Source organism: Geodermatophilus sp. CPCC 205761, from assembly GCF_051383655.1.
GTDB lineage: Bacteria > Actinomycetota > Actinomycetes > Mycobacteriales > Geodermatophilaceae > Geodermatophilus.
Genome location: NZ_JALPKQ010000009.1, coordinates 59,212 through 71,783 on the forward strand (window position 1 = coordinate 59,212; position 12,572 = coordinate 71,783).

The following is a 12,572-nucleotide window of genomic DNA, read 5'->3' on the forward strand; positions in this document are numbered from 1 at the left end:
CGACCGGTGGGCGTGCCTTCTGCCTTCCAGGAGGAGAACACCCATGTCCGTCACCCTGAGCCCGCAGGCAGCAACCGTCGCTACTCCCGCCACCGAGTGGGACTCCTTCCGCGTCCTGCTCGACGACCAGCGCGCCGACTGCGTCCGCCAGCGGGAGCTCGCCCTGGCCGAGGCGGCCACCTCGATGCCCGAGCCGGTGGCCATGAGCCGCGCGGCGACCCTGCTCCGCACCATCGAGGAGATCGACGCCGCATTGGACCGGATCACCGACGGCACCTACGGCGGCTGCGTGCACTGCGGGCGGGCCATCCCCATCGAGCGGCTGGAGTTCCGCCCGTACGCGGCCCGCTGCGTCTCCTGCTCGCAGCAGGCAGGCTGAGCAGTCGGCGCCGCGACAGGAGGAGCAGACATGCCTGCTGACCACGCCCGGCGAGGTCCGGCGTTCGTGCACGGCGCACCACGACAGGTGGCCGTCGTCGGCGGCGGGATGGTCGGCCTGGCCACCGCCTGGTTCCTGCAGGACGCCGGCGTGCGCGTGACCGTCTACGAGCGCGATTCCGTCGGCGCCGGTGCCTCCTGGGGCAACGCCGGCTGGCTCACTCCGGCGCTGACCGCGCCTCTGCCCGAGCCGTCGGTCCTGCGCTACGGGTTGCGGGCCGTGGCCGATCCTCGATCGCCGGTGTACCTGCCGCTGCGCGCCGACCGCACCCTGCTGCGCTTCCTGGCCGGGTTCGTCGCGCACAGCACCGCGCGGCGATGGCGGGCCGGCATGGCCGCCTACGTGTCGCTCAACGAGCGGGCGCTGGAGGCGTTCGACAGCCTCGCTGCCGGCGGCGTGCTCGCCGGGACGCACCCGGCGCGGCCGTTCCTCGCCTGCTTCCGCCGGGAGCGCCAGGCCGCGGCGCTGCTGGCGGAGCTGGAGGCCATCCGGGACGCCGGCCAGGACGTCCGCTTCTCCCCGGTGACCGGCTGGCGGGCTCGGGCCGAGGAGCCGGCGATCACCGAGCGGGTGGGCGCCGCCGTGCAGATCGTCGGCCAGCGGTACCTGCACCCGCCGGAGTACGTGCGCGCCCTCGGTCAGGGGGTGTGCGCCCGCGGCGGCGAGGTCGTCGAAGGGACCGGCGTGGCCGACGTGCGGCACGACGGCGGTGGGATCACCGTCGTCACCACCACCGGCGAACGGCAGCGGCACGACGCGGTCGTGCTGGCCAGCGGCGCCGAACTCGGCCGGCTGGCCGGCCGGTTCGGTGTGCGGCAGCCCGTCCAGGCCGGTCGCGGCTACAGCTTCAGCGTGCCGACCGAGCGGATGCCCCGCGGCCCGCTGTACTTCCCGGCCGAGCGGGTGGCCTGCACGCCACTGGGCGGCCGGCTGCGGGTGGCCGGGATGATGGAGTTCCGCCGCCCCGGTGACCCGCTGGACCCCCGCCGCATCACCGCGATCGTCGACGCGGTCCGCCCGTTCCTGTCCGGGGCCGACCTGGACGACCGGCGCAACGAGTGGGTCGGGTCCCGCCCGTGCACCCCTGACGGGCTGCCGCTGATCGGCGCCACCGCCGCCCCGGGGGTGTTCGTCGCCGGCGGCCACGGCATGTGGGGCATCGCGCTCGGCCCGATCAGCGGGATGCTGCTGGCCCAGACGCTGCTCAAGGGCGAGGCTCCGCCGGAGCTGGCCCCCTTCGACCCGCTGCGCTGACCGCGCTCCACCGGAGGACCAGAATGACCCGGGGGAACTCGTCGTCGACCTCGAGCAGGTCACCGTCCACCAGTTCCGAGGCCGTGTCCTAGCTGGACCGCACCGGCCAGTAGCGCCACAGCAGCCAGCCCAGTGCGGTGGCCGCGCCGACCGCGAGGCCGCCGGCCACGACGCCGAGCAGGATGAGGACGACCGCGATCCGGGCGCCGGCCACCGCGGCCACCGGCAGGTCGTCCAGGTCCCGGGCGTCGCGCCGATGCCGCTGCGCCGGGTGGCGGCCCGGTGGGTCGGGCTCCTCGGCCTCGGCGGCGTAGAGCCGCTCGATGTCGTCCCAGATCTGCTGTTCGTGGCTGCTGAGCACGGTCCACCTCCTGACCACCACCATCCCGGCGGGAGGCCGGCCCGGCCAGGGACACCGCCGGTCACCTGGCGCATGCTGGGCTTGCCGACCGTCGGCAAGCACCGTGCGGGGGATCACCGGGTGAGGAGGCCAGATGAGCGGCGACCGGCAAGGCAGGGTCCCCGAGCAGTCCGGTGCGGCGGCGACGGGCGACGACTGGCTGGCCGCGGTCGCGGCGTCGGCGGCCGCCGCCTGCCAGGCGCCGGTGGAGCTGCTCGGCGGGTACCTGCCGATGCTGGCCGACGCCGCCATCAACGGCCGCCGTCCCGACGGGTGGGAGCTCGACGCCGTCCGGGAGCTCGGGCGGCGGGCGGCCGTGCAGGGCGTCGGCGCCCGCCGCTCGGTCGACCTGTACCTGTCGGCGTCGTGGCGGCTGTGGCGGCAACTGCCGGTCGTCGTGCGCTCCAGTGATCCGGAGAAGGTGCGGCGGGCTGCGGAGGCGGTGCTGCGGGTGCTCGACGACGCCATCGGCGTGCTCGTCGACGGCCACCAGTCCGAGCGGCGGGAGATGATCCGTCACGAGGAGGCGCTGCGGGCGGAGTTCGTCGACGACCTGCTCCGCGGGGACGCCGACGTCGCCCGGATGGTCGAGCGCGCGGAGCCGTTCGGCATCGACCTGGGGAAGTCGCACCGGGTGGCCCTCGCCGCCGCACGGAGCGCCGACGGTCCGACCGACCGCGCGGCCATCGTGCTGGAGCGGGTCGTCGTCGACCGGTTCGGCGACCGGGAGGTGCTGGTGGCGACCAAGGACGGCCGCGTGGTCGTCGTCGTACCCGCCGCGACGGCGGCCCCTGCCACGCGGGACGTGGACCTCGGCTCCCTGATCCACGCCGAGCTCGACCGGATCGACGGCGGCCGGCGCTGGCGGGTGGCGGCCGGCCGTGCCTTCCCCGGCGCCTACGGCGTCGCGCGCTCCTACGAGGAGGCGCGCGAGGCCCTGGTCGTCGCGGACCGGCTCGGCCTCCACTCCGACGTGGTCCACGCCCGGGACCTGCTGATCTACCGGGTACTGGGCCGGGACCAGGCGGCCATCGTCGACCTCGTGCGCGACGTGCTGGGCCCGCTGCACCAGAGCCGCAGCGGCGCCGAGGTGCTGCTGGAGACCCTGCTGGAGTACTTCAACGCCGGCGACGTCGCGACCGAGGCCGCCCGGCGCCTGCACGTCTCGGTGCGCACGGTGACCTACCGGCTGGCCCGCGTCGCGCACCTGACCGGGTACAGCGTCTCCCGGCCCGACCAGCGGTTCTCGCTGCACGCGGCCGTGCTCGGGGCCCGGCTCCTCGAGTGGCCGGCGAGGCCGCTGCCCGTCGACCCGTGACGGGCGGCCGAGCGCACGGTCACGTGACCCGGGCCCGGGCCGGGCGGCGTGCCGGGGCCCGGCAACGTGAACGCATCAAGGTCCGCGTCCTCGTCGGCCACCCCAGTGGAATGGTGCACCGTCGGCCGAGTCGCTTTGCCGGGGGTCGGCAAGCACGGCGTCCGGAGTTGACCGGCCCGGGCCGTGGGAAGCGACGCGGATCGGTGTCACGGTGGACGCATGACCACCACGAGGAGAGGGGAGCCGGCGTGACGACACTTCTGCACCGAGCTGCTGAGCCGGAGATCCGGGACGTGCGCGGGGTACAGGCCGTCGGAGGGATCGTCGCGGCCGGCCGGTCACGGGTGGAGCGCGACGGCGAACCCGGGCGCGTCAGCGGAGTGGTGCGCGACGGCGCCGGAACGGGTGCCGGCCCGCTGACCGACATCGTCGACCAGTGGGGGGAGCAGTCGTTCCCCGCCAGTGACCCGCCACCGACCTGGTGACCTCCGGTCACGGTCGCCGCTTGCCTCGAGGGCTCCGGCGATCCGGGACGCGCTCGCGCGGACCATCGACGGCCACCCGTTCCTGCTGGGACGATGCGCTCGAGCCCACCGTGGTGTCCCCGGGGAGGTGGGCATGGCCGGCCCTCTGCTCGAGACCAAGATCCACGTCCCCCGGCGCCGACGCGGCGTGGTGTCACGTCCCGGGTTGACCGGGCGCCTCGGCGGTGGGGCCGATGCGGCGCTGACCCTCGTGTCCGCTCCGGCCGGGTTCGGGAAGACGACGCTGCTGACCGACTGGCTGGCGACGGCACCGGCCGAACGACGGTCGGTGGCGTGGGTCTCGCTCGACGAGCGGGACAACGATCCCGCGCTGTTCTGGACGTACGTCCTCGCCGCTCTCGAGGCGGCGGTGCCCGGCGTCGCTGCGCGCGCACGTGCTCTCCTGCAGTCGTCCCGGCCACCGATCGAATCGGTCCTCGCCACTCTCCTCAACGACCTCGACGGGATCCCCGACGACGTGGTGCTGGTGCTCGACGACTACCACGTCATCGACGCGCCCGAGGTGCAGGAGGGGATGGCCCATCTGCTGGAGCACCTGCCTCCGCAGGTCCAGCTCGTGATCGCCAGCCGGGTCGACCCGGCGTTGCCGCTCGCGCGGTGGCGGGGGCGGGGCCGGCTCGTCGAGGTCCGCGCCGCCGATCTCCGCTTCACGGCGGGGGAGGCGGCGGCGTACCTCAACGGCGCGATGGGACTGCAGCTGACGGCAGCGGACGTCGCAGCGCTGGAGGACCGCACCGAGGGGTGGATCGCCGCGCTGCAGCTGGCGGCGCTGTCGATGCAGGGCCGCGACGACGTTCCGGCGTTCATCGCCGGTTTCGCCGGGGACGACCGCTACATCGTCGACTACCTGGTCGAGGAGGTCCTGCAGCGCCAGCCCGAGCAGGTGCGCGGCTTCCTGCTGCAGACCTCCGTCCTGAGCCGGCTGACCGGCGCACTGTGCGATGCCGTCACCGGCCGAGGCGGTGGCAAGGCCATGCTGGAGGCCCTCGACCGGGACAACCTCTTCCTGGTCCCGCTCGACGACCGGCGCCGGTGGTATCGCTACCACCACCTCTTCGCCGACGTGCTCCGGGCCCGCCTCCTCGACGAGCAGCCGGCCGAGGTCGCCCACCTGCACCGGCGGGCCGGCGACTGGTACGAGGAGAACGGCGAACGATCCGAGGCGATCCACCACGCCCTGGCCGCGGAGGACTTCCCTCGAGCAGCGGACCTCGTGGAACTCGCGCTGCCCGCGCTGCGCCAGGGTCGGCAGGAGGCCACGATCCGTCGCTGGCTCGAGGCCCTCCCCGACGAGCTGTTGCGGATGAGACCCGTCCTGAGCAACGGGTACGTCGGGGCACTCATGTCCACGGGCGAGTTCACGGGCGTCGAGGCGCGCCTGCGGGACGCCGAGCGGTGGCTCGACCCGACGACAGCCGAGCACCCCGGCGGCCTGACGGCGCAGATGGTCGTCGTCGACGACGACGAGTTCCGCCGGCTACCGACCGCGATCGCCCAGCACCGCGCCGGGCTGGCGCTGGTTCGGGGCGATGTGGCGGGCACCATGCGGCACGCCCGGCGGGCGCTCGACCTGGCCGCTGCCGACGACCATCTCGGGCGCGGAGGGCCGGCAGCGCTCCTGGGCCTCGCGTACTGGACGACCGGGGACCTCGACGAGGCGCATCGCTGGTACGCCGCGGGCATGGCCAGCCTGGACGAGGGCGGGTACCGCTCGGACGTGGTCGGGGGCGCCGTCACCCTGGCCGACATCCGGATCGCCCAGGGCCGCCTCCGCGACGCCATGAGCACCTACCGCCGCGCACTGCTGCTCGCCGAGCAGGCCGACCCCGTGCTGAGGGGAGCAGCGGACATCCACGTCGGCATGAGCCAGCTGTTCGTCGAGCGCGACGACCTCGGTGCGGCCCGGCACCACCTCGCGCGGGCCGAGGAGCTGGGTGAGCACGCCGGGCTGCCGAAGCACCCGTGTCGCCGCCGCCTCGCGATGGCCCGCCTGCACGAGCTCGACGGAGACCTCGACGCGGCGCTCGACCTCATCGACCAGGCCGAGCGTCTGTTCGACAGCGACTTCTCCCCGGACGTCCGGCCGATCCCGGCGGTCAGGGCCCGGCTGTGGGTCACGCACGGCCGACTGGACGACGCCCTGGACTGGGTCCGTGAGCGCGGTCTGTCCGCCGACGACCACCTCAGCTACCTGCGCGAGTACGAGCACATCACCCTCGCCCGAGTGCTCCTGGCCCGGTGCGCCGCGGAGCGTGCACCGGGCCCGATCCACGAGGTGACCGTCCTCCTCGAGCGACTCCTCCGCGCCGCTGAGGAGGGGGAGCGCAGCGGCAGCGTCATCGAGATCCTCGTGCTGCAGGCGCTCGCCGAGCACGCTCGGGGGGTGGACGGCGCCGCCCTGGCGAGCCTGCGACGCGCGCTGACGCTGGCCGAGCCGCAGGGCTACGTCCGGACCTTCGTGGACGAGGGGGCGCCGATGGTCGCCCTGCTGCGAGCGGCCGCGCGACCGGGGATGTCGTCCGGCCATGCCCGCCGGCTGCTGGCCGCGGTCGATCCGACCCAGGACGACGGGCCCGCCCGCGAGCACGTGATCGACCCCCTGAGCGCGCGTGAGCTGGACGTCCTGCGGCTGCTCGGAACCGAGCTGAGTGGCCGCGACATCGCCCGCGAGCTCTTCGTGTCCCTCAACACCGTCCGGACGCACACCAAGAACATCTACGCCAAGCTCGGCGTGAACACCCGGCGAGCAGCGGTCCGGAGGGCCGAGGAACTGCACCTGACGGCACGCCCACGCAACCGCTGACCACGGGCTCGGGCGGTTCCGGTGGGGGAGCGCCCGAGGGCTCCCGGGTTCGGTCGGCGGCAGCAGTCATCGGACCCGCTTCACGGGCAGGATCGCGGCGGCCGCGCAGATGGCACTGACCCCGGCCACCGCGTACAGCACCCCGTAGTCGCCGCCGCCGACCGCGAGGACGGTGGGCGCGATCGCGGGTGCGATCGAGTACGGGAGCGCGTTGGCGATGTTGAACACGCCGAGGTCCTTGGCGTTGTCCTCGCCCGGCAGCACGTCGGCGACCAGCGCGAGATCCACGGCCACGTACAGCCCGAAGCCGAGCCCGCTGATGGCCAGGCCGACCAGGAACGCGTCGAAGTCGCCGGCGATCGCGATCGCGAACATCGACAGGCCGTAGACGGTCGCCGCGCCGAGGACGAAGACCTTGCGTCGCCCGGTCCGGTCCGAGAGCCGGCCACCGACGAGAGACGCCGCGACGACGGCCACCGACTGGACGAGCGTGCCCAGGAAGATCTGCCGAGGGACGTCCGCCTCGGCGCTGCCGATCCTCTCCAGCAGGTAGTACGCCTGGTAGGTGGTCAGGAAGGCGTAGGCGGTGACGAATAGGAAGCGGCTGACGAACGCCCAGGCGAAGTCGGGGTTCCTCCGCGGGTTGACGTAGAAGGTGCCGGCGAGCTCCCGGAGCGACCAGCCCGGCCTGTCCGCCGCGGCGAGCCGGCGGTCTCTGAGCGTGATCACGAAGAGCAGGATGAAGAAGGCCCCGAACGCGCACGGGGCCAGGAACATGGCGAGCTGGTTCCCGCTGAACAGCTGGACCAGGAAGGTGCCGCTCACCGACGCGATGGGCAGGCACACCCCGAGGACCCCGGAGACCAGGCCCCGTTGAGCGGCCGGGACCTGGTCCGGCAGCACCGCCGCCTGAACGGCGAGCAGGGCGTTGAAGAACAGCTGCGCGGTGCACCACCCGACGAGGACGACCGGGATGTTCGGGGCGAGCGCGACGACCAGGATGCCGAGGCAACCGCCTGCCAGACCGGTGAGCATCCAGGGTCGCCGCATGCCCAGGCGCGACGTCGTGCGGTCGCTCAGCTTGCCGAAGAACGGGTTGCTCACCATCGCCAGCAGCGAGCCGGTCGCGGTGACGACGGCCAGGCTGCTCGGCGCCCGCTCGCTCCCCACCAGCGAGTTGACCTTCAGCGCCAGGGTGACCAGCACGGGCGCGAGGAGCATGAGCACGGTGCCCGTGTACGCCGACGCGTACAGCGAGATGAACCCCCAGCCGACCCGGTGGACCGGGCCGGACCCAGGTCCCGGTCCTGCCCGGACGGCGGTGTCGTCCTCCGACGCCGCCGGCCCGGTCCTCGGGCGGCGACGCCCGGGACGCGACGCGTCCGGCATGCCGCTCTCCTCCGGTCAGATCACCTCAGCGATCACCAGTTCATGTGATCCCTGCTCCTCACCTCGGCTCGTAGCTTTCGAGCGCACCACAGAGGCGGCCCGCTGCTGATCCCGGCAACCGCGGGTCACCCCGAACCACCCGCCGTGCCTCGACCCTCGATCGCTGATCGACCCGCCCAAGGAGACCGTCATGACCATTCCCGGACGAACCGCGACGACGGGCAGGGTCCCGATGGACCCGCTGAGGAGGACCGCGTTCCTCGGTGGCGGGCTGTACCTGCTCACGTTCGCCTCCTCGATCCCTGCCCGGTTCTTCTTCCTCGACCCGGTCCTGAGCGACCCGGCGTACGTCGTCGGCCCGGGCGCCGACGCGCACATCCTCGTCGGTGGCCTCCTCGACATGGTCAACGCGCTCGCCTGCGTCGGCACCGCGGTCGTGCTCTTCACGGTGGTGAGACGGCAGAACGAGACCCTGGCGCTCGGCTTCGTCGCCTCCCGTCTCCTGGAGGCCGCCATCATCTCCGTCGGCGTCGTCAGCCTCCTCGCGGTCGTGACCCTGCGGCAGGACCTGGGCGGATCGGCTGGAGCGGACGAAGCGTCGCTGGTCGCTGTGGGCTCGTCGCTGGTCGCGGTCTACGAGTGGACGTTCGTCGTCGGGCCCAACGTCATGGGGGCCGTGAACGCCCTGCTGCTGGGCACCCTGCTCTACCGGTCCGGCCTGGTGCCACGGGCCATCCCGACCATCGGACTCGTCGCCGGCCCCCTCCTGCTGGCGTCCGTGTCCGGAGTGGTCTTCGGGACCCACGACCTGAGCTCCGGCGTGCACGTGATCGCGGCCGCCCCGATCTTCGTCTGGGAGCTGTCACTCGGCCTCTACCTGGTCGTCAAGGGCTTCAAGCCCGCGCCCATCACCGCCGGCACGAGTTCCTCGATCGAGCGGGAGACGCAACCGATCCCTGCGTGAGGCCCGACGTCCCACCCGGCACCGCCGCCCCGACATCGCGGGGCGACGGTGCCGGGCACCGCTGAGCGGCGGGGTCGGTCAGGGGCGCCACTCCGCGCGGTAGTCCGGGTGGTCGGCGTACGGGAGGGCGAGGAGGCGGAGCACCTCGTCCGCCTCCCAGTCCTGGGGGTCGTCCCGGAGGTCGCTGCGCTGCAGTTCGATGATGTGCCGCTTGGCGTCGCACTCGGCGAGGACGCGGGCCGGGTTCCAGCGGACGATGTGGCCCGAATCGGCCGCACGGCAGGCGCCCTGGCGTGGCTCGGCGTGGTCGACGGCGACCCCGGCGCGGGTCCCGTCCCGGCCGCGGGCCTCGACGTCCCAGCCGCCGGTCGTGCCGTCGATCCGCACGGTGTGCCAGGGGCCGGGCGTGGCCTGCTCGGCCTGGCGCTGGTCGTCGTCGATGCGGGCGAGGAGGAAGTCGGCGAGGTTCACAGCCACTGGTCCATGCTCGACCCTCGCGCTCCCGGACGCCGACCGCCGCACTCCGGGGGCTCGGTCAACCGGTCCCCGCGGCCCGGTGGTGGGTCACGAGGATCTCCTGGACCCGGGCCGCGTTGACCTGGATGTGGGCGGTGACGGCCTCGACGGCGGCGGCCGGGTCGCCGGAGACGACGGCGTCGAGGATGCGGCGGTGCTCCGCGACGACCTCCTCGGGCTTCTCGTACTCGCGGTCCGCGACGGAGAGCACCATGAGGTAGTACCGCAGCTCGTTGGTCAGGTCGGCGAAGAACTCGTCGATCCGCACGCTCCCCAGCATGGCGACGATCGCGGCGTGGAAGTCGAGGTCGACGGGGACGATCTCGCGCGCGTCGTGCGTGCGGGCGACGTCGACGAGCCGGTCGAACGCGTCCTGCAGCCGGGCCAGGTCGTGCTCGGTCGGGCGGTGCGAGACCGCGGCCGCCTCCAGCCGGTGGCGTGCGGTGTAGAGCGCGTCGACCTTCTCCGGCGTGGGGGAGATGACCACGGCCCCGCGGTTGACCTCGTGGCGGACCAGGCCGCCGAGCTCCAGGATCCGCACCGCCTCGCGGACCGTGTTGCGGGCGATGCCGAGCTCGCCGGCGATGGCGCTCTCCCGCAGCCGGCTGCCCGGGGGGAACCCGCCGGCGAGGATCCGGGTCGAGAGGGCGTCGGCGACCTGCTGCGCGGTCGTGGTGCGGCGCAGGACCAGTCCCTGCAGGTCTGACATGCGGCGAGCGTAGCGACGTTGCGAGCTACAGTTCAAGTGCTCTACAGTCTGCGACCATGGCCGACACCGACCGTGGACACGCCCTGTGGCACCCCCAGGCGCACATGCCGACCTCCCGGGCCAAGCGGCTGACCATCTCCCGGGGCGACGGCGCCTGGCTGACCACGGTGGACGGCCGCCGGCTGCTCGACGCGACCGCCGGCCTCTGGCACGCCAACGTGGGCCACGGCCGCGAGGAGATCGCCCGGGCCGCCTACGAGCAGATGACCATGCTGGAGACCTACCACCTGTTCGGACGGTTCGCGAACGAGCCGGCGCTCGACCTCGCCGACCGGCTGTCCGCCATCGGACCGGTGCCCGGCGCCAAGGTGATGCTGACCAGCGGGGGCTCGGACTCGGTCGAGCTCGCGTGCAAGCTCGCCCGTCGCCACTGGCAGCTGGAGGGCCGTCCCGAGAAGGTCGTGATCCTGTCGCGGACCGGCGCCTACCACGGGCTGCACGCCTTCGGGACGTCGATCGCCGGCCTGGCCTACAACCGTGAGGGGTACGGCTCGGAGTCCCTGGTGCCCGAGACCGCACGGATCGCCACCAACGACATCGCGCAGGTGCGCGCGCAGGTCGAGGCCATCGGCGCGGACCGGATCGCGGCGGTCGTCGCCGAGCCCGTCATCGGCACCGGAGGCGTCATCGCCCCGGCCGACGGCTACCTGCCGGGCCTGCAGGCGCTGGCGCGGGAGCTGGACATCCTGCTCGTCGCCGACGAGGTGATCACCGGCTTCGGACGGACCGGCCACATGTTCGGCAGCCGGCGGTGGGGCATCGAGCCCGACATGGTGACGATGGCGAAGGGCATCACCTCCGGCTACGCGCCGCTGGGTGGTGTGCTGGTCGCCCCCAGGATCGCCGACCGCTTCTTCTCCGGCGACGACGCGCCGGTGTTCCGGCACGGGCTGACCTACTCCGGGCACGCCACCGCCTGCGTGGTCGCCCAGGCCAACCTCGACGTCCTCGAGAAGGAGGACCTCGTCGCTGCCGCAGCCTCCCTGGAGACGGTCCTGGGGAAGGTGCTCGAGCCGCTGGCGGACCACCCGCTGGTCGACGAGGTCCGCGCCGGCGCCGGGTTCCTCGCCGGGGTGCGCCTGCGCGACGGAGTGGTCGGCGACACCGTCGCCGAGGCCTGCACCGACGCGGGCGTGCTGCTCCGCACCGTCCACGACAACACGCTGCAGATCTGCCCGCCGTTCGTGTGCACCGAGGCCGAGGTCGCGCTCATCGCCTCGACCATCACCGACGCGCTGAACGCCTACCAGCTCTGACCACCCGCCGTGCGCATCGAGGAGCCGAGATGAAGGACCTGACCGAGTTCCGGGCACTGAGCTTCGACTGCTACGGCACCCTCATCGACTGGGAGGCCGGGATCGCCGCCGTCCTGCGCCCCTGGGCGGTCGAGTCCGGACTCGTCGTCGACGACGAGCAGCTGCTGCTCGCCTACGCCGACAACGAGGCCGCCGTGGAGCGGGAGCAGCCCACCAGCCCGTACCCGGTCGTCCTGGCCGAGGCGTTCCGCCGCACCGGCGAGCAGCTGGGCCGGCCCGTTCCCGACGAGTGGGCCCGCCGCCTCGGGGACTCCGTCCCGGAGTGGCCGGCCTTTGACGACTCCGCCCGGGCGCTCGCCGACCTCGCCGGGCACTACCGGCTGATCATCCTGTCCAACGTGCACCGGGCCGGGTTCGCCGGCAGCAACGAGCGGCTCCGGGGGGACTTCGCCGCGATCATCACCGCCGAGGACGTCGGTGCGTACAAGCCGGCCATGAACCACTTCACCGCCCTCGACGCCACCCTCGAGCGGCTCGGCGTCGCCCGGGACGACCTGCTGCACGTCGCCCAGAGCCTCTTCCACGACCACGTGCCGGCCCGCAAGGCCGGGCTGTCGTCGGTGTGGATCAACCGCCGGCACGACCGCCCGGGCTGGGGCGCGACCCCCCAGCCGTCGGAGGAGTGGAGCTACGACGCCGAGTACCGCTCGATGGGCGACTTCGCCGCGGCGGTCGAGAAGGCCTTCGCCGCCCGCGGCTGAACCGGCTCCCCGGCGTCCACCGTCGCCGAGCGCCTCGACGTCGGCGTGGTGGGGCCGACCGCCGGGGTGGTGGAACCGGCATGTCGGGGGTCATCGTGGTCGGGTCGCGTCGATCACGGCGCCCGAGCCCGGCAGGAGAGCGCCGGATGGCCCACGAA

The 12,572-nt window shown here is 73.5% G+C and carries 12 protein-coding genes; 8 read left to right on the top strand and 4 right to left on the bottom strand.

All coding sequences use genetic code 11. The features are described 5' to 3' along the window. The first annotated feature begins 43 nt into the window (after positions 1-43). Together MY526_RS07535 and MY526_RS07540 are read left to right on the top strand one after the other, a co-directional pair. Complete coding sequence (locus MY526_RS07535; protein WP_436690752.1) at positions 44-379, top strand: TraR/DksA C4-type zinc finger protein; 336 nt, start codon at positions 44-46, stop codon at positions 377-379. A 30-nt stretch (positions 380-409) separates the two neighbouring features. Beyond that, entirely contained in the window at positions 410-1,693 is a 1,284-nt protein-coding gene (locus tag MY526_RS07540) for an NAD(P)/FAD-dependent oxidoreductase (RefSeq protein WP_436690754.1), read from the top strand. A gap of 88 nt (positions 1,694-1,781) precedes the next feature. Here MY526_RS07540 and MY526_RS07545 read toward each other — a convergent pair whose 3' ends face one another. Further along, positions 1,782-2,054: a DUF3040 domain-containing protein gene (locus MY526_RS07545; RefSeq protein ID WP_436690756.1), complete on the bottom strand. Its 273-nt coding sequence runs from the start codon at positions 2,052-2,054 to the stop codon at positions 1,782-1,784. A 133-nt stretch (positions 2,055-2,187) separates the two neighbouring features. Here MY526_RS07545 and MY526_RS07550 point away from each other — a divergent pair, with 133 nt between their 5' ends. From MY526_RS07550 to MY526_RS07560, 3 genes are all read left to right on the top strand, one after another. Further along, a complete protein-coding gene (locus tag MY526_RS07550; RefSeq protein WP_436690757.1) occupies positions 2,188-3,411 on the top strand; it encodes a PucR family transcriptional regulator in 1,224 nt (407 codons plus the stop codon). Positions 3,412-3,659: 248 nt separating this feature from the next. Further along, the gene (locus tag MY526_RS07555) at positions 3,660-3,896 is read left to right on the top strand and encodes a hypothetical protein (protein WP_436690759.1); all 237 of its coding nucleotides are present in this window, start codon (positions 3,660-3,662) and stop codon (positions 3,894-3,896) included. Between the two features lie 133 nt (positions 3,897-4,029). After that, positions 4,030-6,759, top strand: coding sequence for a LuxR C-terminal-related transcriptional regulator (locus MY526_RS07560; RefSeq protein WP_436690761.1), 2,730 nt, complete (start codon positions 4,030-4,032; stop codon positions 6,757-6,759). Positions 6,760-6,825: 66 nt separating this feature from the next. Here the strand turns inward: MY526_RS07560 and MY526_RS07565 are convergent, their stop codons facing one another. Next, the gene (locus MY526_RS07565) at positions 6,826-8,148 is read right to left on the bottom strand and encodes an MFS transporter (RefSeq protein ID WP_436690763.1); all 1,323 of its coding nucleotides are present in this window, start codon (positions 8,146-8,148) and stop codon (positions 6,826-6,828) included. A gap of 190 nt (positions 8,149-8,338) precedes the next feature. On the opposite strand from MY526_RS07565, the gene MY526_RS07570 reads away from it, so the two are divergent. Then, positions 8,339-9,112, top strand: a complete 774-nt coding sequence (locus MY526_RS07570; protein WP_436690765.1) for a DUF4386 domain-containing protein — start codon at positions 8,339-8,341, stop codon at positions 9,110-9,112. 78 nt (positions 9,113-9,190) lie between these two features. Here the strand turns inward: MY526_RS07570 and MY526_RS07575 are convergent, their stop codons facing one another. Together MY526_RS07575 and MY526_RS07580 are read right to left on the bottom strand one after the other, a co-directional pair. After that, the gene (locus tag MY526_RS07575; RefSeq protein ID WP_436690767.1) at positions 9,191-9,589 is read right to left on the bottom strand and encodes a DUF6221 family protein; all 399 of its coding nucleotides are present in this window, start codon (positions 9,587-9,589) and stop codon (positions 9,191-9,193) included. Between the two features lie 58 nt (positions 9,590-9,647). Further along, positions 9,648-10,337, bottom strand: a complete 690-nt coding sequence (locus MY526_RS07580; protein ID WP_436690769.1) for a GntR family transcriptional regulator — start codon at positions 10,335-10,337, stop codon at positions 9,648-9,650. 56 nt (positions 10,338-10,393) lie between these two features. On the opposite strand from MY526_RS07580, the gene MY526_RS07585 reads away from it, so the two are divergent. Both MY526_RS07585 and MY526_RS07590 read left to right on the top strand, forming a co-directional pair. Beyond that, the gene (locus tag MY526_RS07585) at positions 10,394-11,653 is read left to right on the top strand and encodes an aminotransferase family protein (protein ID WP_436690771.1); all 1,260 of its coding nucleotides are present in this window, start codon (positions 10,394-10,396) and stop codon (positions 11,651-11,653) included. Between the two features lie 29 nt (positions 11,654-11,682). Continuing rightward, positions 11,683-12,414 carry an HAD-IA family hydrolase gene (locus tag MY526_RS07590; protein ID WP_436690773.1) on the top strand — a complete coding sequence of 244 codons (732 nt, stop codon included), beginning with the start codon at positions 11,683-11,685 and terminating at the stop codon, positions 12,412-12,414. Positions 12,415-12,572 lie beyond the last annotated feature (158 nt).

Excerpts from the sequence above, each read along its gene's own strand:
- MY526_RS07590 (WP_436690773.1), top strand. The coding sequence starts at position 11,683 with ATGAAGGACCTGACCGAGTTCCGGGCACTGAGCTTCGACTGCTACGGC.
- MY526_RS07580 (WP_436690769.1), bottom strand. The coding sequence starts at position 10,337 with ATGTCAGACCTGCAGGGACTGGTCCTGCGCCGCACCACGACCGCGCAG.
- MY526_RS07550 (WP_436690757.1), top strand. The coding sequence starts at position 2,188 with ATGAGCGGCGACCGGCAAGGCAGGGTCCCCGAGCAGTCCGGTGCGGCG.
- MY526_RS07585 (WP_436690771.1), top strand. The coding sequence starts at position 10,394 with ATGGCCGACACCGACCGTGGACACGCCCTGTGGCACCCCCAGGCGCAC.
- MY526_RS07540 (WP_436690754.1), top strand. The coding sequence starts at position 410 with ATGCCTGCTGACCACGCCCGGCGAGGTCCGGCGTTCGTGCACGGCGCA.
- MY526_RS07570 (WP_436690765.1), top strand. The coding sequence starts at position 8,339 with ATGACCATTCCCGGACGAACCGCGACGACGGGCAGGGTCCCGATGGAC.
- MY526_RS07560 (WP_436690761.1), top strand. The coding sequence starts at position 4,030 with ATGGCCGGCCCTCTGCTCGAGACCAAGATCCACGTCCCCCGGCGCCGA.
- MY526_RS07565 (WP_436690763.1), bottom strand. The coding sequence starts at position 8,148 with ATGCCGGACGCGTCGCGTCCCGGGCGTCGCCGCCCGAGGACCGGGCCG.
- MY526_RS07535 (WP_436690752.1), top strand. The coding sequence starts at position 44 with ATGTCCGTCACCCTGAGCCCGCAGGCAGCAACCGTCGCTACTCCCGCC.